Here is a 24,730-nt window from a genome sequence, read left to right on the forward strand (position 1 = left end):
CTGTCGAAGGGGCGCATTCAAAATTTATTCTATGTAAATCATTGAAAATCTGTATAATCTTCGAAATTTGAGGTTTAAAAAAACTCTCTGCGGAAATCAGCGGCATCAGCGGAAGAAAATATCTGTAAAATCTGTGTTTAACAGGAAAACAATTGCCAACGTTGAAATGTGTTACAATTTATTTTTTAAGCGTTATTTAAACAAACTCTCAGAATATTTTGCAAAAACCAATCACAAAATCATTACTTTTGCAGTGCAAATTCCATTTGCAGAAAACCAAGCTGCAAATCAAAGTTTTGTGATATGATTAATTTAAAAGGAAAAACGGCACTCATAACTGGCGGCGGTTCAGGCATCGGACAATCCATTGCCATTCACTTGGCTCAGGAAGGGTGCAACCTGATACTCACTGGCTTAGGCCTCGACGGTTTGAACCTAACCAAGACAACTTGCGAGAAATTCGGAGTGAAAGCCTACGCAACAGAAACTCAATTAGACGATTACGCTTCCATCGACCGGCTCTATGACTATGTCGTCAACTTAGGCGTCACCATAGATGTTTATGTGCTGAATGCAGGTATTTCGCAACGCGAAAAGGCTTTGGAAACCGATTTTTCAGTCGATGAAAAAATCATGAAAATCGACTTCTTGAGTAGCGTTTATCTCGTCAAAAAATTCAAGGAGATGATTAAATCGGTTGAACATGTGCAGTTTAGCGTTACCACTTCCCTATCGGGTCTGTTTGGTTTTCCTTTGCGCTCGGCTTATTGCGCAGCAAAACATGCCCTTTTCGGTTTTTATGAATCCTTGGAACTGGAATACGACAACATCAATGTCACCTTCCTCATTCCGGGACGCATCAACACGCAAATCAGCAAAAGTGCCCTGCATGGTGATGGTACCGCCCATGCCAAAATGGATGCCGGACAAGCCACAGGACTTTCGGTTGAAAGATGCGGCGCCATTGCCGTTCACGCAATTAAAAAGCAGAAACACAGAAAGTTAATCGGCAAAAAAGAATTGCTCATGGCTTACATCCACAAGTATTGCCTTGGCTTGTATTACAAACTGGCGCGGAAGATTTCAGCGACCTAAATATATTTCCACAACCTTAAATCATTAAATCTTAAATCTTTAAATCCTTAAATTCCAAACCGTCATGAAAGAAAAAATAATTTGCGGTATACAGCAGGTCGGCATTGGCGTTGCCGATGTCATCGAAGCATGGAAATGGTACTACGACAATTTCGGCTACGAAGTGAAAATCGTTGACGCTGAAGGTGTTGCCGAGCGGATGCTGCCTTACACGGGTGGCAAGCCACAGCCTCGACGCGCCATCATGGCTTTCAATATTCGCGGCGGCGGCGGATTCGAAATCTGGCAGCCCAAAGGTCGCGAACTTAATTATCTGAAAAAGCCTTTGCGGTTGGGCGATTACGGCATTTTAGTCGCAAAAATCAAGACGGCCAACATTCAGAACGCCTTCGATACTTTCAAACGCAAAGGACTTGATGTCATCACCACAATCAGCGAAACGCCAATGGGTTACAGGCATTTCTTCATGAAAGACCCATACGAAAATCTCTTCGAAATTGAAGAAGACAATTACGTTTTCATCAAGGAGAAGAAAGCCACTGGCGGCGCCAACGGCGTAACCATCGGTGTAAGCGACATCGACCGTTCAATAGATTTTTATGCAAAACTGCTTGATTACGATAAAGTTGCATACGACCATACGGATTTCTTCAGCGACCTGAAAGGCGTTCCTGGCGGCGAAAACGCATTGCGTCGTGTCGTCTTGGAACGTTCCAAACCGATTGAAGGACCTCTCAGCCGAGTGATGGGCACATCCCACATCGAACTGGTGCAAAACCTCGATGAGCCAGGCCGAAAGCTCCTCGACGGACGCTATTGGGGCGACCCTGGCTTCATCCACCTTTGCTTCGACGTGCGCAACATGGATGCCATCAAGGAACAGACAGAAGCTCTTGGACATCCGTTTGTCTGCGACAGCGGCGTCGATTTCGACATGGGCGATGCCAACGGACATTTCACCTACGTTGAAGACCCCGACGGCACACTGATTGAATTTGTCGAGACTTTCAAAGTTCCGATTTCAAAAAAGTTAGGACTTTCGTTCAACATGGCCGACAAAGACGATCACAAACCGCTACGCATCATGAAACTGCTGCGATTTGCGAAAGTGAAACGCGAAAACATCAAATGAAAAAAGCCAGCTGAACGCTGGCTTTTTTCGTTTTTCTTATCAAATGTTTTTCAATTACTTGATACCCAATTTTGCTTTCACATCCTTAGTAGCGTCAACAGCATCGGTACCGATATAGACGGCTGCGCCTGTAGCGGCATCAAGAATGTAGGTGTAACCCTTTTCCTTACCGACAGCGTTGATGGCGTTCTGAATCTTTTCAAGGATTGGAGAAAGTTTTTCGGCACGTTTGGCTTCAAATTCCTGTTCGGCATTGGCTTGGAATTGTTCGATACGGCCTTGGAGATCCATGATTTCCTTTTCCTTCGACTGCTTTACTAAATTCGACATGGTTGCTTGATTAGCAGTGTAATCCTGCATCTTGGTCTGATATTCGGTAGCCATCACTTGCAACTGCTTCTGAAGTTCACCATAATAAGTCTCAAGCTCTTTTTCAGCCTTTGCCTTATCAGGCATGGCATCGAGGATTTCAGCTGTGTTTACATGAGCGATTTTCACTTGTGCGCTGACCACACCATTCATCACGAACAATGCTACAGCAAGGAATAAAACTTTAAATAATTTGTTCATCATGCGGATTTTTAATGATTTAACTCTAATTGATTCTATTATTTGAGCGGCAAAGATAAGGATTTTTTCAATACAAAATCATTTCTTTCCTGCAGGTTTGGTCGGAGCAGGAGTTTTGCCACCACCATTGCCTGTCGAATTTGGCTTGCTGCTGCCAGAGGTTGCAGCACTTCTGTGACGGTCTTCGCGACGGACAGTCTGCATCACGTTACCAAGCTGATCGAGGACTTCATCGCTGATGTCGTTCTTATCGTTGGCATAAAGAACCGATGTGCCCGAAGCCAAATCAAGGATAAAGGCATAGTTTTTGGTCAAGGCAAGTTCCTGCATGGCCGTGTAAATCTTTTCCTGAATAGGCTGTACAAGTTCGGTACGCTTCTGATAAAGCTGACCTTCGGCACCGAAATACTGCATCTGCAAGTTTTTGGCTTCCTGTTCCTTATTGATGATTTCCTGCTCACGGGCGTGTTTCTGGTCTTCCGAAAGCAGCACCATTTCAGTCTGATATTTGCTGTACATTTCCGAAACCTTGTCCATGACAGCCTTGATTTCATTCTGCCATTTTTGCGACAAGGCATTCAGTTCTTCCTGAGCATCACCGTATTCAGGGATGTTTTCCATGATGTACTCTGAATCGACGTAAACGATTTTCTGACCGCCAATCTGGGCATTGGCACCCATCACGCCACAGCAAACAATGGCTGCGGTCAACAACAAAGATTTTAATTTTTTCATTTTATCTCAATTTAAATTATTTCAAAAACAAGGCCTATCATACAAGAATCGTTCCAAAATCATCAGTCGATGGAACCGCCGATGGAGAAATGAAACTGGCTGCCACCTGCATCGGGAACGCCATACACATTATCAAAGCCATAGCCCCAGTCGAGACCGAGCAAGCCGAACATCGGCAAGTAGATGCGCACACCGACACCTGCCGAACGCTTCACATTGAACGGATCGAAATTCTTGAAGTCCATCCAGCAGTTACCAGCCTCAAGGAAAGTCAAGGCATAGATGGTGGCCTGTGGATTCAGCGACAGCGGATAACGGAGTTCAAGCGTATATTTCGAGTAGATGTCACCGCCCGTCGTCGTGCCGTAAAAGCCCGGTGTCAAAGATTCGTTCTTATAACCACGCATACCAATCAATTCACGGCTGTCAAGCGAATAGTTGCTCAAGCCATCGCCGCCCAAATAGAAACGGTGGAAAGGCGTTGGGCCAATCTGATGGTTGTAATGGCCGAGATAGCCGAAACGGACACGGGTCATCAAGACGAACTTGTCATAAAGTTCGGTATACCAAGCCGCCTTGAAGTTCCACTTGTGCATTTCAATCCATTTGTACTTTTCGATGTCGCCCATAGTCGAATAGTCCTTATCGGAGAATAAGGAATACGGAGGCGTCAATTCAACGGAAAGCGAAAATTCGGAACCATTGCGCGGATAAATCGGCTGGCTGACCGAATTACGGCTCAAGGCAAAAGTATAGCTCAACTTGTTGTAATTACCATAACCACCACCTATATTAAAATAGGAAGTCCTATAATTATCAAGACTATAACGCATTATGTTAACAGCCTGATAAAGTGAGAAATAATCGTCAGGCCACGTCAAACGCTTGCCAATGCCTATCGTTCCGCCACTCATAATGAACCAGCCATAATTGCTTTGTCCTTTGACACCAGTACGCAAATAGGACTGATGCACGGAAACAGTCAGTGAAATCGGTTTGCAGCCACCCAACCAAGGCTCGGTGAACGAAAGGCCGTAGGCAATATAATTCCTGCCGTAAGTTGTCACGTTCAAGCCAAGTTTCTGGCCATCGCCTCCCGGAATTGGTTTCCAAGCATCCTTTTTGAACAATTTCTTCATGGAGAAATTTGAGAACTGCAAGCCTGCCTGAAGCATCAGCATCTGATAACCGTAACCAGCCGAAAACTGAATCTGGTCGGCAGCGGCTTCTTCCACAGAATACTCAATATCAACGGTATGATCCGAATAGTTTGGTTTGATTTCCGGATTGATGGTTTCAGCATTGAAGAAGCCCAAGGTAGCTAATTCACGGACTGTGCGGATCACATCGCTACGGCTATACAACTGTCCGGGACGCGTATAAAGCTCACGCAAAACCACATAATCGTTGGTCTTGGTATTGCCCACCAATGAAACATTGCTAATGCGTGCCTGTTCACCCTCGTACATACGGATTTCAAGGTCGATGGAATCGTTTTCAACCTGAACCTCAACAGGATTGACATGGAAAAACAGATAGCCATCATCCATGTAAAGCGAACTGATATCCAAAGTGGTCTCGCTGAGAGTCAAGTTTTTATCAAGCAACTCCTTATTATAAACATCACCTTTCTTGATACCCAGAATTCCGTCCAAGGTTTCGGAAGTGTATTTCGTGTTGCCCGTCCAAGTAATGTTGCGGTAATGGTACTTGTGACCTTCATCAAGCACGATGTCGATGCCGACATTCCTGTCATCAATCCTATAAATAGAATCGCGGACAATCAGAGCATCGCGATAACCCTTTGAGTTATACTTTTCAATGATTTTCTGCTTGTCATCCTTATAGTTGCTTTCGATATATTTCGATGCCTTGAAAATTCTCGGACGATAATTCTCGGCAAAATATTCCTCAACGCCAGTAATGGCTTTCAAAGGCTTGAGCGTCAGCACATCAGCTATGGTGTTCACGACCAATGGTCCTAATGGATTAAGCGGATCGAAATGTCCTCTTTGCTTGGTTTCCTTCATGGCGGCCTGCAACTGACCGTCGGAAAGGTTTTCGTTGCCAATGAAATTAATCTTCCCGATTTTCACCTTGTGGCCTTTATCAATATTTATCACCATATCGACGTAGCCATTTCTTGTCGTATCGGCCACTTGCTCAATGTCAATATCAGCATTCAGATAGCCTTTTTCATAGTAATAATCCTCGATGATGCGACGAGTTTTGGTGAGCAAATGGTCAGTGGCGACATCACCGCGCGACAAGTTGATTTTGTTACGGATTTCGTCAGCTTCGGTTTTCTTAACGCCTTTAAACGAGAACTTTGAAACACGCGGACGCTCTCTGATTACGATTTCAAGGAAAACCTTATCTCCCACAAAATCAGTGGCGTTGATGGCAACATCCTCAAACATGCCCTGTTCCCAAATCTTTTTGATGGCCTGTGAAAAATCATTGCCAGGCACCTTGACGGTGTTCCCGACTCTCAGTCCAGAAATCATCATCAGAGCGTTCTTATCGACATTTTGTGTGCCCTCGACGGTGATGCCAGCAATCTCATATTCCTTCGGCCGGCCATAGTCGACTTCCGACAAATCGTCGCCAACCTGAATCTGAGCCTTAGCCTCATTGCCAAAAGCAAACAAGGCAAAAGCGAAAAACATAAAGCTGAAATATCGTATAAATTTATTCATCTTCTTCATTTATTGATGATTTGCTCACTTGTCTTACCGAAACGGCGCTCGCGGCGCTGATAGTTGATGATAGCCTCGTAAAGGTCATCTTTGCCGAAATCAGGCCAGTATTTCGCAGTGAAATACAGTTCGGAATAAGCAAGCTCCCACAACAGGAAATTACTGATGCGTTCTTCACCACTGGTGCGGATAAGCAGCTCTGGATCAGGAATTTCTGCCGTAGAAAGATAAGTTTTTATCGTATCTTGTGTAATGTCTTCCGGCTTCAATTGCGCATTGGCAACCGCCAAAGACATATTTTTCATGGCATTCGTAATGTCCCAACGCCCTGAATAACTCAATGCCAAGGTCATGGTCATACGGTCGTTGTTTCTCGTATCTTCCATGGTCTTCATCAACAAATCGTAATTTGACTTGGGAAGGCTTTTCAAATCGCCGATGGCATTCAGCCGAATGTTGTTTTTTTGGAAAGTCATAAGTTCTTCCACAATGGTTTTTGAAAAAAGTGTCATCAGGCCTGAGACTTCCAAAGTCGGACGATTCCAGTTTTCCGTTGAAAAAGCATAGAGTGTCAGATACTTAACGCCAAGTTCAGCGCAAGCCTCAGCCACATTGCGGACTGAAGACACGCCAGCATAATGGCCAAAAATGCGCTGTTTGCCATGCTCCTTTGCCCAACGGCCATTACCATCCATGATGACGGCAATGTGCTTTGGCAAACGTTCAATATCAATTTGTTGTTTCAGTTCCATAGCTTAGAATTTGCTCAAGTTGCAGCCTCTTCCATCGGGAAGGTTGAATTTCCATGTAAACGACACACGCGCCTCACAAAACCAATCCTTGAAAGCGGAATTGCCACGCTGCTGTCCAGGGAGATAAGTGCCTGTCGGGTCGGTATAATCGAAACCATCATCACCGATGGCATGAAGATCGGGATAAACCGTGCCGCAGTCATCAAGATAATCAGTGAAGGTCTTCTGCAAACGCCATTCAAAAGTAGCTGCAATATGTTTCGACAAAGCCAATTTCACGCCCAAGCCGAAAGGAATGGAAACACTCATCGAGGAATAATCCTTGCCTTCCGTTTTCAACGGCTTCAACTCCGCTTCGACCTCATCGACCGTACAATAAGACGTAAAGAGAAAACCCGAAAGCCCTGCAAAAATATAAGGCGAGCAGTTGCGTTTCGGATTACCAGTATAATATTCAAGGAAATTGAATTCAGCTACCAAGCTGAAATCGTGAATGGTAGAGCGGAAGCCCAAACCGCGCTCAGGACGCCAAGCTATTTTCTCGTCGGAAGCTTTCACCTGTGCGAAAGTGTAATCAAAACGATAAGTCCAACGCGAATTGACATTATATCGTGCTATGCCGCCGAACTCCAAATCAGGCATTCCGAAATGCTTTTGCGGGTTAATATCACCGATATAGTAACTTGTGCCAGCATGGAACCCTATCTCCAAAGTCTTTGGGTCATCAAACTGAGCATTCACCTGGCCAATGAAAGCCAAGCAAATGAAAATCAACGCAAAACGAAATCTTTTCAACATATTCGATTCAATAAATAAAGACTCACAGCCTCACGTGTCGCCGCAAAAACGGCACACTTTTCAGCATAAAGTTTGCAAAAATATGAAATTTTACAATAGAACGGAAGAAATTAGTTTCTATTGTCTTTCCCCCACAATAATTTATTGCGGATGGTGCTGAAAAAATCACGGTCATCCATACGAACCATGTTGATGCAGAAATCGGCCTTGCGAACGACAAGCTCCACCGAAGTGTCCAAAGTGCCCGACCTTGAATCCATGCTGAAAACGAACTTTTTCTCCCTTCCCTCGACCTGAATACGAATCACACTTTCGTCAGTAATAACAACCGGACGCACCGTCAGATTGTGCGTTGCAATCGGCGTAATGACAAAATTATGCGCGTTTGGCGCGATGATTGGTCCGCCTGCACTCAACGAATAAGCCGTTGAACCTGTGGGCGTTGCAAGTAAAATACCATCGCCCCAATAGGTATTCAGGTACACATCATCGACAAAGACCTTAATAGCTAAAAGCGAGTGCTCTGGATTACGAATCAAGCTCAACTCATTGAGGGCATACTTCACATCGCCGAAAACCGATTCGGGAGAAATCAATTCCAAAAGCGTGCGCTTTTCAATGGAAAAATCGCCAGCCACCACATGAGCAACCGCCTTTGAAATCTCATCCTTCGAAATGCTCGACAAAAAGCCCAGTCTTCCCATATTGATGCCCAAAACCGGAATGCCCGAATCGCGGACAAAAGGCACAGCATCCAGAATGGTACCGTCGCCACCGATGGAAATAAGCATATCGGCCTTGCTTTTCAAATCAGCATACGATTCAAAGACAGCAACTTGCAAGCCATTCGGAATGCAGTTCATAATCATTTCCAGAAACGGCTTGCACACCAACAGCTTGACATCATTTTTGAGCAATTCCTCCAAAAGTCTCCGCATGTAAACGGAATTTTCGGGAGCCAGATTTTTTCCAAACAACGCGACAGTCATGATTTGATGAGTTTGGGGCAAAAATAGTTATTTTTCTGAAAAGTTGCTTCTTATAAAAATACAAATATTAATACGCCTTTAAATCTATCCGTTTTTCCATAGATTTGAACATATTAGCATAGGGAGTTGGATTTCACCCAAAGGATTTCCGTTTTCAGCCAAAAAATCCACCTTCAAACAAAACGTAAAGGAAACCCCATAGCCCTATTTCAGCATGACTGACAAGCCACAATAATGCATGCCTTTCTTAGGCAAATCCGAACACAATTTTTCGCAATAAAAACACAACAATTCCTACAACTCATTGTATTTTTTCGCCGTGCCCCTCGCCTTCTCAACTGGATATTTCAAGGCATTTTTCTTCAGCTTGGCCAGCACGATTTCCTTCACATCGAGTTGGTATTTATCGGCAATCATAAAGGCATAATTGAACACATCAGCAAGTTCCTCCTTCACTTTTTCGACATTCACTTCTTCGGCTGGTTTCCACAGAAAAGCCTCCAAAAGTTCGTTGGCCTCGATACTCAATGCCATGCTCAAATCCTTGCCGTTGTGAAACTGATTCCAATCGCGCTCATCGCTGAAATCACGGTTAGCCTTGATAAGTTCTTCTATATCACTCATAATCATTATTCTATAAAAAATACATTACGATAAAACCCATAAAAACAAAGATGCAAAAATAGCAAAAACGCTGTTTATTTTTCATCTTTAATCACTGAGCGGCAAACCTTTTGCATTCATAATTTGACTATCTTTGCCAAAATTTTCAAGCCAATGCGACTTTTCGGACTTATCGGGCATCCGCTCAAGCACTCATTTTCAAAGGATTTCTTCAACGAGAAATTTCAATACGAAGGCTTAGACTGCCGTTATCAGAATTTCGACATGAAATCCATCGACGAAATTACACCTATTATTAATAAGTATCCCGAACTTTGCGGCCTCAACGTGACCATCCCTTACAAGGAAGCCATTCTTCCCTATTTGGATGAAATCGACGGGACTGCCAAGGAAATCGGCGCCGTGAACGTGGTGAAAATCAAGGACGGAAAGTTGAAAGGCTACAACACTGATGCCTATGGCTTCAACATTCTGTTGGAAAGAGCCTTGAAAGGTCAGCCGATTGAAAATGCACTGGTCCTTGGTTCGGGCGGTGCTTCAAAAGCAGTGCAATACATACTGAAACAGAGACAGATACCCTACTCCATCGTCAGCCGTTCCATAGAAAAAGGCGATTTCACCTACGATACGCTGAGCGATGAAATGCTCCGAAAAAGTCTGCTCATCATCAACGCAACACCTTTGGGCATGGCTCCGAAAATTGAGGATTTCCCCGAAATCAATTATCAGGCATTAGGCAAAAAACACATTCTCATCGATTTAATCTACAATCCGAAGCAGACCGCTTTCATGGAATTGGGCAAGACTTGGGGCGCAAAAGTTTACAACGGTATGCAGATGCTGGAAGAACAAGCCAAGAAATCGTGGGAAATCTGGAACGAATAAACAATTGAAACTATGGATTTTAGCACACAGATAGCGCAAGAACTGAATCTTTCAGGTTTTCACGTCGCCAATGTCATCTGCCTTTTCGACGACGGCGCAACCATTCCTTTCATCGCCCGTTACCGCAAGGAAATGACCGGTTCGATGAACGAAGAAGTGATTGCAGCCATTCAAAAACGTCTGGAACAACTCACCGAATTGCAGAAACGCAAGGAAAGCGTCATCAGTTCCATCCGCGAGCAAGGCAAACTGACCGACGAATTGGAGCAGAAAATACTGATCGCCACGACTTTACAAGAAGTCGAAGACCTTTATCTACCTTACAAGCCGAAACGTCGCACCCGCGCTGCCATCGCACGCGAAAAAGGCCTCGAGCCATTGGCTGCACAAATCATGGCACAAAACGTCGATTTCGTCGACAAAATCGCACGTCGCTATGTTGACGCAAACAAAGGAGTGAACGATGTCGGCGAAGCCATTGAAGGTGCCAAAGACATTATGGCGGAATGGATTTCGGAAAACATCGCCGGACGCAACCGCATCCGCAAAATATACCACATGCAAGGTGCCATCACCTCAAAAGTGGTGAAAGGCAAAGAAGAAGACGGCAAGACCTACCAGCAGTATTTCGACTTCAGCGAACCGATTTCCGAAGCGCCATCACACCGCATTTTGGCTTTGTTCCGCGCCGAAGAGGAAGGTATGTTGAAAGTGAAGATTGATGTCGATGATGATTTTGTGCTCAATTCGTTGGACAGCATTTTCCTGAAAAACGACAACGAAGCCTCTGAAATCGTGCAAGATGCCATCAGCGATTCGTGGAAACGACTGCTTGAGCCATCAATAGAAACCGAAATCCGTGCCTATTACAAGGAAAAGGCCGATGAAACCGCCATCAAGGTCTTTGCCGAAAACCTCAAGCAATTGCTTCTGGCTTCGCCTATGGGTCAGAAACGCGTTCTTGCCATCGACCCGGGTTTCCGCACAGGCTGCAAAGTGGTAGTACTCAGTGAGACAGGCGCTTTGCTGCATAACGAGACCATCTACCCTCACCCGCCAAAATCCGACACTGTCGGCGCCATGCGCAAAATCAAGAGTCTGGTGGATGCCTACCGCATCAAGGTCATCGCCATCGGCAACGGCACGGCAGGACGCGAAACTGAAGATTTCATCAAATCCATTAAATTCGACCGCGACATCATGGCCGTGATGGTCAGCGAAAGCGGTGCATCAGTCTATTCGGCCTCAAAAATCGCCCGAGATGAATTTCCCGATTACGACATCACCGTGCGTGGTGCGGTCAGCATTGGCCGCCGCCTGATGGATCCGTTGGCCGAGTTAGTGAAAATCGACCCGAAATCCATTGGAGTCGGTCAGTATCAGCATGATGTCAATCAAAAACTTTTGGGCGAAAGCCTCGACCAAGTGGTTGAAAGTTGCGTGAATGCCGTCGGCGTGGAACTGAATACAGCCAGTCAACAATTGCTTTCATATGTCAGTGGCGTCGGTCCGCAATTAGCCTATAACATCATCGCCTACCGCGAAGAAACGGGCGGATTCACCAACCGCAAACAGTTGCTCAACGTGCCGCGTTTGGGCAACAAGGCCTACGAACAATGCGCCGGTTTCCTACGCATCCACAATGGCGAAAATCCGCTTGACCAAAGTGCCGTACACCCAGAAAGTTACCACATCGTGGAAAAGATGGCCAAGAAACTGAATGTCAAGGTGAAAGACCTCATCGGGAACAAGAATCTGATTGCACAAATCAATGCAAAAGACTTTGTGGAAAACGATTTCGGCATTGAAACGGTCAATGATATTTTAAGCGAATTGGAAAAACCAGGCCGCGACCCGAGAAAGACTTTCGAAGCCTTTGAGTTTGACAAGAACATTCGTACAATCAACGATTTACGCATTGGCATGGTGCTGAATGGCATCGTCACCAACATTACCGCTTTCGGCGCTTTCATCAACATAGGCGTGCATCAGGACGGACTGGTTCACATCAGCCAAATGTGCGACAGATACATCAAAGACCCAAACGAAGTCGTTCATCTGAACCAAAAAGTGAGGGTCATGGTCAGCGATGTCGATGTCAGCCGCAACAGAATCAGCCTGACAATGAGAAATATTGCATCGCAGAATTAAAATATTCTCCTATTTTTGCCGTTTAGAATACAAATCATCACGATATGAAAACACGCAAACTCGTAATAATTGCACTTGCATTATTGATTATCATGCCGTTAAGTTCGCTGAAGGCACAAATCATCAAAGGTGAAGTTTTCCTTGGCGGCAATGCATGTCAGGTCGACGGCGACGAATGCTACGGCTACAAACGATTCGGACTCCATGCTGGAGCGGGAGCTTTGGTTCCTGTCACAAGTTTTATGGATGTCGGATTAGAAGTGCTTTTCAATCAGAAAGGAGCATTCAAACGAGATAGTATTCAATACGGCAGTTCTTTCACTCATTCCTACGATTTGAGATTGAATTACGCTGAAATCCCCGTCATGGTTTATTTTACCGACAAAAACAAATATTCCATCGGACTTGGCCTTTCTTACGGACGTATTGTCGGTATTTCAGAAAAAATCGACCATCATTCAACCGACATCGGCATTGGCGACGGTCATCTTCGTTGGAAAGAAGGCTATGATGGCCCTGATTTAGGAAACATTAAGAACCTTGAACAGTTGGGAGAAGTTGTTTACCACCAGCAAGGCATCCCTGACTCCATTCCTATTTCACAATATGTCAGCAACTCTAATTCATATACTCCCAGCGACTTATGTGTATGTGCATGTATGAGATTCCGTTTTTGGAAAGGATTTCATGCCGAATTGCGATACCAATATTCATTGAAATCCATCCGGACAAGAATACATTACGATGAGTTCCCTGAAATAAATCCACATCACATCAGTTTGCAGCACAACAACGTGCTTACGCTTCGCATTGCGTACATTTTCAACGAACCAGACCGCAAGTCAACAGACAAGAAAACAAAGACAAACAGCATCTATTAAGTAACTATTCAAAATTAAACTACATTATAAAGGACACGAGATTTCGAGACTGCGAGGCTTCGGGATGCCGGAATGCCTCGTAATCTCGCATTCCCGCGACCTCTATGCCTCGTTTTCAATATGTAAACTAATTTTGATCACCTACTTAACACAAAAAAGGCAAAGTTAGAATCATCAGTAATTACATCTGAAATTTCCTTCCTCATCCGCGAAGAACCAATAACTGCCTGTGATTTTCACCCTATAAACCTTCAGAGCAGTTTCTTCAATAGCCTTTTTCAAATCCTTCGGAACCTTACCGGAAAACTGGCAACCATCACTATAGACGGCGACCATCGCATCATCCGTTAGATGGGCGGTCAATAGAGTTCCGTATTTCTTGCTTCCTTTTTCTAACCAATTAAAAATAAACGAATCTGATGCAGCAAACTCATCAGGAGTAACGACAATCCAATCTTCATTTTCAGCAAACGTAGCACAAGCAATGTCTTTTTCATCTTCATTATATTCCCACAATTTGTCTTCCATTTTTTGAGGAATGTCATTCCAGCGGATTCCATTGACTCCGAATTGCACTAACCACCTTCCTTTTTCCGTCAGTTGAATATCGTTTATATGCTCATATTCCATATTTAATCCGACAAGTGCCTCTTCCAACACATCTTGACAGCCAATATGAGCAAAACCATTGACACCAAACAGTGCGATGACCCCATGATTTTTCGTGATGACTACATTCTTGCATTTTCCATGTTCCTCCATGCGCTCTCGAAGACGCGAAACCTCTTTTTTAAAACTTTGCCCAAATACGGAATCCGACAAGAGCAGGAGCAAGCACAAACTCAATAAACGGATAAATCTTCTCATAAAAACAAAATACTACTATTTTACATTTAGCCTTGCAAAGATAGATTTTTTTCGATTCAGAATAAAATCATCCCAAATAGAAATCCCTGAGAAATTCATCGTATTCCGCCGTGAATCTTCCATCGGCGCCACGAATCACAAAAGATGTCGTCAAGATTGTTTCTGACGGCATCTTTTTCAATTCCAAATTGACGCGGTTCGGCTCCTTTCCTTTCACAGGAACGATTTCCATCCTTTTGCTTTGATAAAAACCGTTTTTCTCTGCTTCTTTCAGAAATTCAACCGATTCCGCAACAGGAAGCACGACGGCAAAACGCCCATCATCTTTCAACAGCCTTGAAGCCGAAGCGCACAATTCGGCAAACGACAAGGAATCATCGGTGTGACGCGCCAAGTTTTTCCGCTCTGTATCGCTCTTGTAGGAATTGATGAAAAAAGGTGGATTCGAGATGATTAAATCGTATTTTTCATTTGTTGCAAAATCCCGCACATCAGACTGATACACACGCAGTTTGTCGCGCCATTGCGAAGCCAAAAAATTGATTTCAGCCTCATTTGCCGAAGCAGCATCCAACTCAACGGCATCGATTTTCCCCGCACCTTTTTGCGCCAACATCAAAGGCATAATGCCGCAACCCGTGCCAATATCCAGCACAGCATCAGTCGGACTCACCTCCACCCAACGACCCAAAAGCACGGCATCGGTGCCGACTTTCATCGTCGAGCGATGATGAAAAAGGCTGAAATGCTTAAAATGGAACGGGCGCGCATCCATCATCCTAAATACATGTCAATCAATCCTTCCGGGGCTTTCACATAGAGTTTTTTCTCCTTTCGGTCGACTTTCTGAATCACCTCGTCGAGAATCGGAATCAGGATTTCCTTGCCGTCCTTAACGACCTGAATGATGGCTTGCGTAGGATATTCCAGGATTTCCTTGATAGGACCCAAATCACCTTTTTCGGCATCAACCAAGGCAAAACCAATCACCTCGTGGAAATAGAATTGTTTTCCAGAAAGTTTCGGCAGCATCTCCAAAGGCAAATAAACCGACTTCCCGACATAAGCCTGTGCCGCCTCCAAAGTCTTGACATCCTGAATGGTAGCAAAAAACTTATCGCCACTCATAATCAGTTTCTCAACGAAAAACGGTGTCAACACCTTATTATATTCAAGGTAGAAATACTTCATGTCGAGATAGGCTGACGGATCGTCAGCGTCAATCTTAATCGTCACCTCGCCTTTTATACCGTGCGTCTTGGCAATGCGGCCCAGATAAAAACAATCCTCTTTTTTCATTTTGTCATCTTTTCGCGCAAAAATAATAATTATTTTCTGAAAGTTTAGAATAAGTTTTCTATTTTTGCAGCGGTTCTTCAGGCGGTTTTGTGCCGCCAGCATTAAGAAACACGAAGCGTTATGCTCGTCTTGCGAATGGAAACGTGAGAAATTTCTATATTATAATGCAAGAGGGTGTGATACGGTTCGCGCTGTTATAGCGTGGGCTGATTACTACATCTGCATTATAAGGTAATTCTCACGACCTCCATTCGAAGAAGTGGTGTATCAGTGCCACGCTTCTTTTGTTTGGATTTACCCTTTGTGGTGCTGAAAAGGGAATTAAAGGTTGCGCCCGGCACGGATTTAGGGTTCGTATTTATGAAAAAGCATTCTTTGATGGTTGCCTTGATAGGACTCGTGATGGCTCTTGCCTCATGTTCAGCACCTCACTATTTAGCTCTCCCTTCAAAAGTTCCTTGTCATGCCATTAAAAACACATGTTCTTTTGGAATTCAAAATATGGATGAACAAGCGAAAATTGAAAACGAAGATTTGATTTCTCATTACGATGGCTTTGATGTAAAATATACAATTTCTGACGATTTTACGGTTTCTTTCACGATAATCAATAATTCAGGAAATGATTTGCTGATAGACAAATCCCAGTGTTTTGTATTGTATGCAGGAAACGCAACCCAATTGTTTAAGGACATCCACATGACGGGAAATACAACTTTTAATGATGTTCAAGGAGCCATCAACAATGTTCAAACAAGTCATGGCAGTATCATGGCAATCATACCTTCGTATTCAAAATGGACATTACCATTATCAGAAACAAATATCAGGAATGTCGGCACACTGCCCGAATTTTGTTCAACATCAGGCACTCACTCACTATCACAATATGACAATCCAGAAACCGTAGAATTCATCATTCCTTATTCTTTTGACGCAACTATGAGAAAGTGGAAGACTTCCAGAAACAGGATTTTTGTTAACAGGATAGTGGCTGAAAATGAGACGCTTCTTCTTTCACGTATTCATGGAAATATATACTTTCCTTTTGATTCTCCAGGTCATTATTACAGCGATACACCTTATAAAGAACCAAAAATGATTTCAACAAAAGAATATATCTTTTATCGCTATTTAAGCGATCCTGATTTTTCCGAAGTAGATAGAAATGACGCAACAAACCAAAAGCTATATAGGAAACGCAAAGGATGGATGATATTTGCAAATAGTTTAGGATGTGTCGTAACTGCTCCAACTATTATTGGTGCGTATTTCTTTGGGCTTGAAATAACGTATTGGGATCATGACGCAAAAGAGGAGTATCTGCCGCCAAAATAATAGAATCTGACATTGGAATTACGATTTTTTTTAATTCCAATTCGGAAACCAATAATATCAACATCTTTGATGTAAGATTTTTGAAAGAATAACAGAGGATGCAGCACATTTGCCGCGTCCTCTATGTTTTTTATTCGGGAAGAACCATTTTCTCCAAAACTGGAATTTGTTCCATTAAATCCTCCACTACAAACTCCCAGTACTTTCCTTTCAGGCATTTGATTTCTGTAAAGTCATTGAGTTGGGGAAGTCTTTTGAAACCGTCAACGATTTTATCCAAGGTCAGCGACCAAGGATACCTTTTTAGTGCGAACTGCACCATATCTTCAATTGAATAGGTTTCTAATAGGTCGTGAATGTCCCAAAAGTCCTTCTTTCGCTGCTTGTCTTGTGCAATCGCATTGATTTTCATGGCTGCAATATCCTTTTCGGAAACCATTCGGATGCCGTCAATGTGAACTAAAAGGAAGACGGGGTTCTCATCATAGCAAATGTCAAGTTTGATGCAATCGTTGCAGCTGTTCCCGACAAACAACGAGTAAACCATTTGTGTTTCGTCAAGTCTGTCAAGATTTTCTATGTACGGAAACATCTCAACAAGCGCACTTTTGATTTCATCTGTTTTCATTTCGCCATAAAGCGTGTTTGTGAACATATCTATATCGATTGAAATACGGTGTCCTCTTTGCAATGCAAGCGATGTGCCTCCAACAAGATAAAAATCATCAAAAGCCCTGTTAGCCATAATCTTACGGAGACACTCCAACAGCAATGGCGATGCAATATTAGTTCTTAAATTCATAACCCAAGTATTTTTTCAAATTGTTGTTTCTATTTTCCGAATTCCATGAATCTTTGATACTTTTCAAAACATTGACAATCAAGTTTTTTCCATAATACCGAATGGTTTCCTCTATTTCATTTTGATTGCCATACTCAAAAACCCTTTTGATAATCCATTCCGAATTGCGTTGCCAGTCAAGAGTGCCAAAATCGGTATCCCAAAACAAGATTTCCCTATATTTTGACTTATCGGGGTGCAATTGTTCCTGCAAATGGGTGGTGGCAATAAAAATATCATGATTAGTCTGAATCTGATAAAAGAAACATTGATAATCAATGCCTAAGACTTTTTCCAATCTGAGAGAGTTTTCAGGTGAAATCCTTCTGCGATTGGCTATAAAGTCGTTGATTCTCTGGTATGGTATTTCGGAACGCAATGCCAATTCGCGCTGAGTGAAATGCTCTTTTGTCATGATTCTATTGAGTACCGCACCGCAAGGTATGTGATGATATGCCAGATATTGTTCGTACATTTGATGTTTTCTCTGCGGCAAAAATAATAAAAATAACCAAAAACGGTTATATTTTGAACAAAAAAATTATAAACAATTTGTACTCAAAAAAACAACAAATAGAATTGCCTAAAATGGCAACTCTTTTTCAGAAAAGTCTTGTAAAAATAGAAACCTGTTTTGTACTTTTGCAAAAAATCCGTTTTACGATGAAACTCAAGCAAGCCACCCTGATATCAGCCGCCACGCTTTCGGCATTAACCGCTTGTAACACAGACAAAAGCAAGGAGCAAACCGCCGAAAAGCCCAACATCGTTTTCATTCTGGCCGATGACTTGGGTTATGGCGATTTTGGCTGTTTCGGGCAGGAAATCATCAAGACACCCAACATCGATGCCTTGGCCAAGGAAGGCATGATTTGCACGCAAAGCTACTCCGGCACCACCGTCAGCGCACCTTCGCGCGCCTGCCTCCTGACTGGTCTCAACAGCGGTCACGCCCCGATTCGCGGCAACTTTGAAATCTACCCCGAAGGCCAGATGGCGCTGCCCGAAAACACCAACACGATTTTCCGCCTTTTCAAGGAAAACGGCTATGCAACAGGCGTTTTCGGCAAATGGGGCTTGGGCGCACCCAAATCGGAAGGCGCACCTGAAAACCAATTTGTAGATGAGTTTTTCGGTTACAACTGTCAGCGGCTTTCGCACAGCTATTATCCCGATTATCTCTACCATGATTCAGCACGCATTGAACTGAAAGCCAACGCAAAAGCAAACAACGGAACTTACGCGCCTGACACCATTCAGCAACTCACACTGCAATTCATTGAAAACCACAAGAACGAGCCTTTCTTCCTTTTCGTGCCTTGCATTTTGCCCCACGCCGAACTGATTGCGCCTAACGACAGTCTGCTTCAGCAATACGAAGGCAAATTCAAGGAAACGCCCTACCAAGGTTGCGATTACGGCTGCAAATCGTTCCGCATTGGCGGCTACGGCTCTCAAAACGAGCCACTTGCCGCTTACGCTGCCATGGTGTCGCGATATGATTTTTATGTCGGTCAAATCGTAGAAAAACTGAAAGATACAGGATTGATTGACAACACTTTAATCATCGTCACCTCCGACAACGGCCCGCATTGGGAAGGCGGCAACAATCCCGATTTCTTCAACAGCAACGGCATTTACCGCGGCTACAAACGCGACCTCTACGAAGGCGGCATCCGCATCCCTACCGTGATGGCTTGGAAAGGCAAAATCAGTCCCGACACGCAAAGCGATTTCATGTTTGCCTTTGGGGATTATCTGCCCACTTTCGCCGAACTCATCGGTGCGGAAAAACCTGAATGTGACGGCATTAGCATCAAGCCTCTATTGCTCGGAAAATCTCAACCGGAACATGATTACCTCTATTTTGAATTTCAGGAAAACGGCGGTGCGCAATGCGTGAGGAAAGGCGACTGGAAATTGATAAAACTTAATGTAAGCGGTGAACCCGTGTTTGAACTATATAACATCAAAGACGACCCAACCGAAAGCAACAATCTGATTGACAGCAACAAAGAAACATTTGAAGAACTAAAACACATTCTTGAAAACGAAAGAACCGACGACCCGAATTGGCGATTCTAATTATAAGTAGATGAGCAAATTCAGTTTACATATTGAAAAACAAGGTCGCGAGGTCACGAGATTTCGGGAACACGAGACTACGAGGTCTCTGGGAACACTTAACATCCCTCAACCTCGAAATCCCGAAACCTCGCAGCCTCGAAATCCAAATAGAAGTTTAATTTTGAACAATCAATAGCACATTGAAAATGAACACTTTTTCCAAAGTAGAAGAAAGTTTCCTGAAAATCTCAGGCATCGATAAAATCAGCACGACGACACCTTATATCATTGCACCCGACTTGCCGAAACTCAGCCTGATGATGGCCTTGCGCTTCATCGAATGGGTGTCGGAAAACCCAGACGGCGTCATCAGTCTACCTGCCGACAAGCACGCCAGTCTTTTCATCCGTTTCACGCATCAGATTTTGGACAATTGGGAAAGCAATGAAATTCAGCAACTTCTACAAGAACATGGTTTAGGAACCATAGAAAAACCAAGTCTGAAAGGCTTGCATTTCGTGCAAAGCGATGAGTTTTACCCGATTTCGCCCTTACAGCACAACTCGGCCTACAATTTCGTCATGGAAAACTACATCAAAGGCTTCGGCCTCGACATTGAAAAAGCCAGGCTGATTAACTCCGACGAAATCCTGCTTGACGGCGGCAAGACCTACAAGGAAATCTTCCCTGATTTCAAAATCGACCTCAATTTGCGCAGCCGAGAAGCCAAGCCCGAAGAGGAAACACTGAAACGATCCATTTTCATGATTGACGACTGGTGTTCGCGTTACGAACACAAAATCAGAAAATTAGGCGGCATCGGGTTCTATCTCAGTCCGATTGGTCCAGACGGGCACATTGCGTATAACATTAAAGGTTCCGACCTTTTCACCACCACACGCCTCACGCAAACCAACTTTGAAACCCAGGCCGATGCGGCTACAACCCTGGGCGGCATCAACGTGGCGAAGGAACGTTTGGTGATTACAATCGGCTTGGAAACAATCACTTACAATCCAAACGCCACCGTCATCATTTTTGCCGCAGGCGAAGCCAATGCCGACATTGTGAAAGCCAGCCTCGAAAGCAAAATGACCGCCGTCTACCCGGCCACGGCTTTGCAACGCCTCGAAAACGGACGTTTCTACCTCACCGAAGGCAGTGCCTACAAACTTGAAGACTCGGTGGAACGCTACTATCTGTCAACGCCTTGGAATTCCGAGAAGACCGAACGCGCCATTATCGACCTTTGCAACCGCATTGACAAATATGCGCATAATCTCACTTTGGAAGACCTGCAAAACGACAAATGGTGCAGCCAGATTCCCGATGTAAGTCTACAAACCGTTCAGGATGTCATTGATTCCGTGAAGAATAAGCTCCAGCGCGGCAAAGTCATCGACTATGGGCAAAACATCTATCACACCGGACCACATCACGACGACATCATGCTTGGCATCATGCCTTACGCCAACCGTCAGCTGCAGCCTATCAGCAACAATGTGCATTTTGCCGTGGCCACATCAGGTTTCAATTCCGTAACCAACAACTTTGTAATCAAGACTTTACAATCCTGTTTGGAAATGATTGGAAGCGGTCGCATCCAAATGTTCAAGTATCCCGATTTCTTCAGCGAAGGCTACAAGCACAAACGCTACAAGGACGTTTACCATTTCTTAGACAACTGCGCCCAGAAAAACGAAACGGAAAAGACAAGAGGACTGTGCCACCGTGTCATCCGCGACGCCATCGAAATTTGGCAACTGAAAAATGTCGAAGAAGTGATTTCCTGCTTCAAAAACACCATCATCGAACTGCAAAACTGTTACGATGGCGGCAAAAACTCTCCCGAAGTGCAAATGCTGAAAGGCCGTCTGCGTGAATTTGAGGAAGAACTCGTTTGGAACTATGCCGGCGTGGAAATCAACAACATACACCATTGGCGGCTGAGTTTCTACCAAGGCGACAAAAAACCTGACAATCAAGACGATGTCAATGTGATTCTGAACCAATTCCGTCAGCACAAGCCTACCATCATCAGCCTGGCATTCGACCCTGAAGGCAGCGGCCCCGACACACATTACAAGGTTTTGCAAGCCATTGCAACGGCAGTCTCAATTTGGAGCAAGGAAACGGATTTGTCGAAACTGCGCATCATCGGCTACCGCAACGTGTGGTTCAAGTTCCACCCTGCCGAAGCCACGCTTTTGGTCCCCGTCTCGATGAACGACTTAGCCATTCACGCCAAATCGTTTGAAGAAAATTACCTGACGCAAGTGGAAGCCGCTTTCCCAAGTCCTGAATGTGATGGCCCGTTCTGCGAGATTTCAAGGAGAATCTGGGTGAAGCAACTGAAACAAATTCAGCACATTCTGGGCAAGAGTTATTTCTACGAAAACGAAGACTCGCTCATCCGCGCCACACACGGTCTGATTTACCTGAAGGAAATGACAGCCGGGGAATTCATTCAGATTGCCAAAGAGTTGAAAAAACGCTCCGAAGGCGAGAACATCATTTGAGTTAGCATCCATACTACAAACGTGAAATGCCTTTGGCTCATGGAAAAGGCACTTCACGTTTTTGTATTCCATTAACACGAACGACAATCTGCACTTCCCTCAGACAACATATCTCTAAAATATGCTGCCAACTAATTTAGAGATTAACAATCGTTAAAACAATGACTTTCAGAGCGTTTTTAAAGACACTCATGCCTTTTGCGGACACTAATGATTTTTGATAGATTTATTGCCACATGACGATCTCGAAAATAAAACAGCATCATACATTTACATCAATTTGAAAATCTTTTCTATTTTTGCACAAATTTAAATCTATAAAGCAATGAGACTGTTATTAATAAGCAATTCAACCAATTTCGGTGAGAATTATCTGGCATGGGCTGCCAATCAGATTGAGTTTTTCTGCTTGCAGAACAATATTAATAAGGATAGCAAAATCGTTTTCGTGCCCTTTGCCGGCATCAACATTGGCGGCAAGGCTTATCCCGAAAGCTACGACGCTTACGAAGCCAAGGTGAAAGGCGTGTTTGCCGAGAAGTTCGGCCTGACCAATTTCACATCAGTGCATCATTTTGACGATAAGGTCAAGGCGGTGAAAGAGGCAGATTGCATCGTCGTAGGTGGCGGTAACACTTTCCATCTAGTGGCCGAAATGCACAAGTACGGCTTGATGGATGCCATCCGTGAGCGTGCTTTGGCTGGCGTGCCTTACATGGGTTGGAGTGCTGGCTCGAATGTGGCTTGCCCAACGCTTTGCACCACCAACGACATGCCTGTCGTGCAGCCTGCTTCGTTCAAATGCCTGAATTTGGTTCCATTCCAAATCAACCCGCATTACCTCGACCCGAATCCTGAAATCGACAAGCTGATTAAGCACGGCGGTGAAACGCGCCAAGTTCGCATCGACGAATATCTGGCTGTCAACCAGGATATGATGGTGGTCGGCTTGCGCGAAGCCACGGCACTCTGGGTGATTGATGAAAAAATGATGCTGAAGGGCGGTAAGAAAATGATTGTCATGCGCTACGGCAAGGAACCTGTCGAAATCGACCCGAACAGCGATGTCACTTTCCTGTTAGATAACAAGTTGGCTTAGTTCTATTCAAACAAGCTCCGATTCTCAAAGACCACCAGTTTCCTATCGAGATTGATGGTCTTTTTTTCGTTGCGGTTGCCTTGAATCAGGTACAAGGTGGCATCATCGCCCAAAATGGAAACGAAAGCTTTCTTGATGCGCGAAATGTTGGCACTCATAGTCGTTCCCGTAATGTCGATGATGTTTTCGACAGCGGTTTGCAGCAGTTCATCCTCGGCGTATGTCGAAATCTGACGGTAAATCTTGTAAAGCTGCTGCTTGTGGTCGACGAGATAGTTGAGCTTGATGCCTTCGGCGTGCAAAAGGAACAAAATGTAGAGAGCCTTGCTGATGGACGACATTTTCACTTCAATGTTGTTGCGGTCGGTGAGATAGATGCTGCCGTTTTCAGCCACGAAAATCCGGCTGATGCCTTGGCTGCCGTTATATTTCAATAAGGTGTCGATAATGACCTTGTGGAAACCCGTATATTGCACCTCGTCCTTTTCCTCATGTTTCGCCTTTAGGCTCAGTTTGTTTATGGAACGCTTTTCTTTGTCTGTCAATCCGTTGATTTCCAATTGCGTAATGTTGCTGTTGAGCCTATAGAACTGCTGTAAGGTCTGCAATGGGTCGCTGTCGATTTCGAGAATCAGGAAATTCTGGTATCGGCTTGGCATCTTGTTGTTGATTTTAAAGAAGAAACAAGGCTTTTCTAAAAGGAAACCGTTGATGTTGAGGTAATTGAGAAAAATCTCCTTCGACAAGTCGGCAGTGGTCATCAGCTTGATGTTGGTGTTGATGAGGTCGAGTTGCTCGTCCGTCAAGGTTGGCTCAAGGTAACTCAATGTGTCGTGAAAAGTGTTGCTTTTGCGGCTCATCTCCTGCATCACTTTAGGCAAGTAGAAGAAGTCGCGATTGCTGTCTTTCAACAAGTTGCAAATTGCATCGTATTCCTGTTCAATCTTTGCGTTGACATTCGTGTCGTAGGCCGATTCAACGTAGAGCACGGCGTTTTGGGTGTCGAAAGCGAGATTAGGAATGGAAACGAGATTGGCGTGAATGTCTTGTGTTTCAGGCAAATCAATCTGAATGGAAAGCAACATGGCGCTGATGAGTAGCGATTCATTGGGGTCGAGGCTGTCATCTGACAACGAAAGCTGCTGCAGAATTTTCAGAATGGCCATTTTCTCTACATTGCCAAGCGATTTCAGATAGAACAATGCGTTCGACAGAGAGAGGTTCGCCGACTTCTTCGTGCTTGACGCCGTGATATTCAGCACTTTGAAAACGTGTGTCAGGCAATCCATTTCGCCTTGGTTGACGATGCCGTCACTTTGGATGAGGTCGGAGAGGACTTTAGCCAATGCCGTCTTGTGTGTTTCCTTGAATTTCATCTTTCTAATTTTG

22 protein-coding genes are annotated in these 24,730 nt (G+C 44.2%); 9 read left to right on the forward strand and 13 right to left on the reverse strand.

Annotated elements, in window-relative coordinates; translation table 11 throughout:
* The first annotated feature begins 303 nt into the window (after window positions 1–303).
* Window positions 304–1,095, forward strand: a complete 792-nt coding sequence (locus AC06MN_RS08630; protein ID WP_475671963.1) for an SDR family NAD(P)-dependent oxidoreductase — start codon at window positions 304–306, stop codon at window positions 1,093–1,095.
* A gap of 64 nt (window positions 1,096–1,159) precedes the next feature.
* Window positions 1,160–2,227 (forward strand): VOC family protein, encoded by a 1,068-nt coding sequence (locus tag AC06MN_RS08635; protein ID WP_475671964.1) that lies wholly within the window; start codon window positions 1,160–1,162, stop codon window positions 2,225–2,227.
* 54 nt (window positions 2,228–2,281) lie between these two features.
* Here the strand turns inward: AC06MN_RS08635 and AC06MN_RS08640 are convergent, their stop codons facing one another.
* From AC06MN_RS08640 to AC06MN_RS08670, 7 genes are all read right to left on the reverse strand, one after another.
* The gene (locus tag AC06MN_RS08640; RefSeq protein ID WP_475671965.1) at window positions 2,282–2,797 is read right to left on the reverse strand and encodes an OmpH/Skp family outer membrane protein; all 516 of its coding nucleotides are present in this window, start codon (window positions 2,795–2,797) and stop codon (window positions 2,282–2,284) included.
* A gap of 78 nt (window positions 2,798–2,875) precedes the next feature.
* Window positions 2,876–3,532: an OmpH/Skp family outer membrane protein gene (locus AC06MN_RS08645; protein WP_475671966.1), complete on the reverse strand. Its 657-nt coding sequence runs from the start codon at window positions 3,530–3,532 to the stop codon at window positions 2,876–2,878.
* Window positions 3,533–3,594: 62 nt separating this feature from the next.
* Window positions 3,595–6,231: a BamA/OMP85 family outer membrane protein gene (locus AC06MN_RS08650; protein WP_475671967.1), complete on the reverse strand. Its 2,637-nt coding sequence runs from the start codon at window positions 6,229–6,231 to the stop codon at window positions 3,595–3,597.
* Between the two features lie 5 nt (window positions 6,232–6,236).
* Window positions 6,237–6,983, reverse strand: coding sequence for an isoprenyl transferase (locus tag AC06MN_RS08655; protein ID WP_475671968.1), 747 nt, complete (start codon window positions 6,981–6,983; stop codon window positions 6,237–6,239).
* A gap of 3 nt (window positions 6,984–6,986) precedes the next feature.
* Window positions 6,987–7,781, reverse strand: a complete 795-nt coding sequence (porG, locus tag AC06MN_RS08660; RefSeq protein WP_475671969.1) for a type IX secretion system protein PorG — start codon at window positions 7,779–7,781, stop codon at window positions 6,987–6,989.
* A 110-nt stretch (window positions 7,782–7,891) separates the two neighbouring features.
* Window positions 7,892–8,770, reverse strand: coding sequence for an NAD kinase (locus AC06MN_RS08665; protein ID WP_475671970.1), 879 nt, complete (start codon window positions 8,768–8,770; stop codon window positions 7,892–7,894).
* 294 nt (window positions 8,771–9,064) lie between these two features.
* Window positions 9,065–9,394, reverse strand: coding sequence for a nucleotide pyrophosphohydrolase (locus AC06MN_RS08670; RefSeq protein WP_475671971.1), 330 nt, complete (start codon window positions 9,392–9,394; stop codon window positions 9,065–9,067).
* 153 nt (window positions 9,395–9,547) lie between these two features.
* Between AC06MN_RS08670 and aroE the strand changes: the two genes are divergently transcribed.
* From aroE to AC06MN_RS08685, 3 genes are read left to right on the forward strand one after another with little or no spacing between them, the layout of a single operon-like run.
* Window positions 9,548–10,279: a shikimate dehydrogenase gene (gene aroE / locus AC06MN_RS08675; protein WP_475671972.1), complete on the forward strand. Its 732-nt coding sequence runs from the start codon at window positions 9,548–9,550 to the stop codon at window positions 10,277–10,279.
* A 12-nt stretch (window positions 10,280–10,291) separates the two neighbouring features.
* Window positions 10,292–12,430: a Tex family protein gene (locus AC06MN_RS08680; RefSeq protein WP_475671973.1), complete on the forward strand. Its 2,139-nt coding sequence runs from the start codon at window positions 10,292–10,294 to the stop codon at window positions 12,428–12,430.
* A gap of 44 nt (window positions 12,431–12,474) precedes the next feature.
* Window positions 12,475–13,311, forward strand: coding sequence for an outer membrane beta-barrel protein (locus tag AC06MN_RS08685; protein ID WP_475671974.1), 837 nt, complete (start codon window positions 12,475–12,477; stop codon window positions 13,309–13,311).
* A gap of 174 nt (window positions 13,312–13,485) precedes the next feature.
* On the opposite strand, the gene AC06MN_RS08690 is transcribed toward AC06MN_RS08685, so the two are convergent.
* From AC06MN_RS08690 to rimM, 3 genes are all read right to left on the reverse strand, one after another.
* A complete protein-coding gene (locus tag AC06MN_RS08690) occupies window positions 13,486–14,178 on the reverse strand; it encodes an ATP-grasp domain-containing protein (protein ID WP_475671975.1) in 693 nt (230 codons plus the stop codon).
* A 67-nt stretch (window positions 14,179–14,245) separates the two neighbouring features.
* Window positions 14,246–14,956: a tRNA1(Val) (adenine(37)-N6)-methyltransferase gene (locus AC06MN_RS08695; RefSeq protein WP_475671976.1), complete on the reverse strand. Its 711-nt coding sequence runs from the start codon at window positions 14,954–14,956 to the stop codon at window positions 14,246–14,248.
* Entirely contained in the window at window positions 14,953–15,477 is a 525-nt protein-coding gene (rimM, locus tag AC06MN_RS08700) for a ribosome maturation factor RimM (RefSeq protein WP_475671977.1), read from the reverse strand. Before rimM ends, AC06MN_RS08695 begins: the two co-directional genes overlap by 4 nt.
* 270 nt (window positions 15,478–15,747) lie before the next feature.
* Between rimM and AC06MN_RS08705 the strand changes: the two genes are divergently transcribed.
* Window positions 15,748–16,815, forward strand: a complete 1,068-nt coding sequence (locus AC06MN_RS08705) for a hypothetical protein (protein WP_475671978.1) — start codon at window positions 15,748–15,750, stop codon at window positions 16,813–16,815.
* A gap of 130 nt (window positions 16,816–16,945) precedes the next feature.
* Here the strand turns inward: AC06MN_RS08705 and AC06MN_RS08710 are convergent, their stop codons facing one another.
* Both AC06MN_RS08710 and AC06MN_RS08715 read right to left on the reverse strand, forming a co-directional pair.
* Window positions 16,946–17,617, reverse strand: a complete 672-nt coding sequence (locus tag AC06MN_RS08710) for a nucleotidyl transferase AbiEii/AbiGii toxin family protein (RefSeq protein ID WP_475671979.1) — start codon at window positions 17,615–17,617, stop codon at window positions 16,946–16,948.
* Window positions 17,601–18,131: a helix-turn-helix transcriptional regulator gene (locus AC06MN_RS08715; RefSeq protein WP_475671980.1), complete on the reverse strand. Its 531-nt coding sequence runs from the start codon at window positions 18,129–18,131 to the stop codon at window positions 17,601–17,603. Before AC06MN_RS08715 ends, AC06MN_RS08710 begins: the two co-directional genes overlap by 17 nt.
* 188 nt (window positions 18,132–18,319) lie before the next feature.
* On the opposite strand from AC06MN_RS08715, the gene AC06MN_RS08720 reads away from it, so the two are divergent.
* The 3 genes from AC06MN_RS08720 (at window position 18,320) to pepE (ending at window position 23,341) form a co-directional block, all read left to right on the forward strand.
* On the forward strand, window positions 18,320–19,741 hold the full coding sequence (locus tag AC06MN_RS08720) for an arylsulfatase (RefSeq protein ID WP_475671981.1): 1,422 nt from the start codon (window positions 18,320–18,322) through the stop codon (window positions 19,739–19,741).
* Window positions 19,742–19,929: 188 nt separating this feature from the next.
* Window positions 19,930–22,242, forward strand: coding sequence for a hypothetical protein (locus tag AC06MN_RS08725; protein WP_475671982.1), 2,313 nt, complete (start codon window positions 19,930–19,932; stop codon window positions 22,240–22,242).
* A 325-nt stretch (window positions 22,243–22,567) separates the two neighbouring features.
* Window positions 22,568–23,341, forward strand: a complete 774-nt coding sequence (pepE, locus tag AC06MN_RS08730; protein ID WP_475671983.1) for a dipeptidase PepE — start codon at window positions 22,568–22,570, stop codon at window positions 23,339–23,341.
* A gap of 2 nt (window positions 23,342–23,343) precedes the next feature.
* Here the strand turns inward: pepE and AC06MN_RS08735 are convergent, their stop codons facing one another.
* Window positions 23,344–24,717, reverse strand: a complete 1,374-nt coding sequence (locus AC06MN_RS08735) for a hypothetical protein (protein WP_475671984.1) — start codon at window positions 24,715–24,717, stop codon at window positions 23,344–23,346.
* Between the last annotated feature and the right edge of the window lie 13 nt (window positions 24,718–24,730).

The sequence above is a fragment of the Candidatus Limimorpha sp. genome (genome assembly GCF_056203535.1).

Coding starts and splice junctions, on each gene's coding strand:
- aroE (WP_475671972.1), top strand. CDS start 9,548: ATGCGACTTTTCGGACTTATCGGGCATCCGCTCAAGCACTCATTTTCA.
- AC06MN_RS08720 (WP_475671981.1), top strand. CDS start 18,320: ATGAAACTCAAGCAAGCCACCCTGATATCAGCCGCCACGCTTTCGGCA.
- AC06MN_RS08735 (WP_475671984.1), bottom strand. CDS start 24,717: ATGAAATTCAAGGAAACACACAAGACGGCATTGGCTAAAGTCCTCTCC.
- AC06MN_RS08680 (WP_475671973.1), top strand. CDS start 10,292: ATGGATTTTAGCACACAGATAGCGCAAGAACTGAATCTTTCAGGTTTT.
- AC06MN_RS08650 (WP_475671967.1), bottom strand. CDS start 6,231: ATGAATAAATTTATACGATATTTCAGCTTTATGTTTTTCGCTTTTGCC.
- pepE (WP_475671983.1), top strand. CDS start 22,568: ATGAGACTGTTATTAATAAGCAATTCAACCAATTTCGGTGAGAATTAT.
- AC06MN_RS08645 (WP_475671966.1), bottom strand. CDS start 3,532: ATGAAAAAATTAAAATCTTTGTTGTTGACCGCAGCCATTGTTTGCTGT.
- AC06MN_RS08685 (WP_475671974.1), top strand. CDS start 12,475: ATGAAAACACGCAAACTCGTAATAATTGCACTTGCATTATTGATTATC.
- AC06MN_RS08635 (WP_475671964.1), top strand. CDS start 1,160: ATGAAAGAAAAAATAATTTGCGGTATACAGCAGGTCGGCATTGGCGTT.
- AC06MN_RS08725 (WP_475671982.1), top strand. CDS start 19,930: ATGAACACTTTTTCCAAAGTAGAAGAAAGTTTCCTGAAAATCTCAGGC.
- porG (WP_475671969.1), bottom strand. CDS start 7,781: ATGTTGAAAAGATTTCGTTTTGCGTTGATTTTCATTTGCTTGGCTTTC.
- AC06MN_RS08655 (WP_475671968.1), bottom strand. CDS start 6,983: ATGGAACTGAAACAACAAATTGATATTGAACGTTTGCCAAAGCACATT.
- AC06MN_RS08695 (WP_475671976.1), bottom strand. CDS start 14,956: ATGATGGATGCGCGCCCGTTCCATTTTAAGCATTTCAGCCTTTTTCAT.
- AC06MN_RS08630 (WP_475671963.1), top strand. CDS start 304: ATGATTAATTTAAAAGGAAAAACGGCACTCATAACTGGCGGCGGTTCA.
- AC06MN_RS08665 (WP_475671970.1), bottom strand. CDS start 8,770: ATGACTGTCGCGTTGTTTGGAAAAAATCTGGCTCCCGAAAATTCCGTT.
- rimM (WP_475671977.1), bottom strand. CDS start 15,477: ATGAAAAAAGAGGATTGTTTTTATCTGGGCCGCATTGCCAAGACGCAC.
- AC06MN_RS08690 (WP_475671975.1), bottom strand. CDS start 14,178: ATGAGAAGATTTATCCGTTTATTGAGTTTGTGCTTGCTCCTGCTCTTG.
- AC06MN_RS08670 (WP_475671971.1), bottom strand. CDS start 9,394: ATGAGTGATATAGAAGAACTTATCAAGGCTAACCGTGATTTCAGCGAT.
- AC06MN_RS08715 (WP_475671980.1), bottom strand. CDS start 18,131: ATGTACGAACAATATCTGGCATATCATCACATACCTTGCGGTGCGGTA.
- AC06MN_RS08640 (WP_475671965.1), bottom strand. CDS start 2,797: ATGAACAAATTATTTAAAGTTTTATTCCTTGCTGTAGCATTGTTCGTG.
- AC06MN_RS08710 (WP_475671979.1), bottom strand. CDS start 17,617: ATGAATTTAAGAACTAATATTGCATCGCCATTGCTGTTGGAGTGTCTC.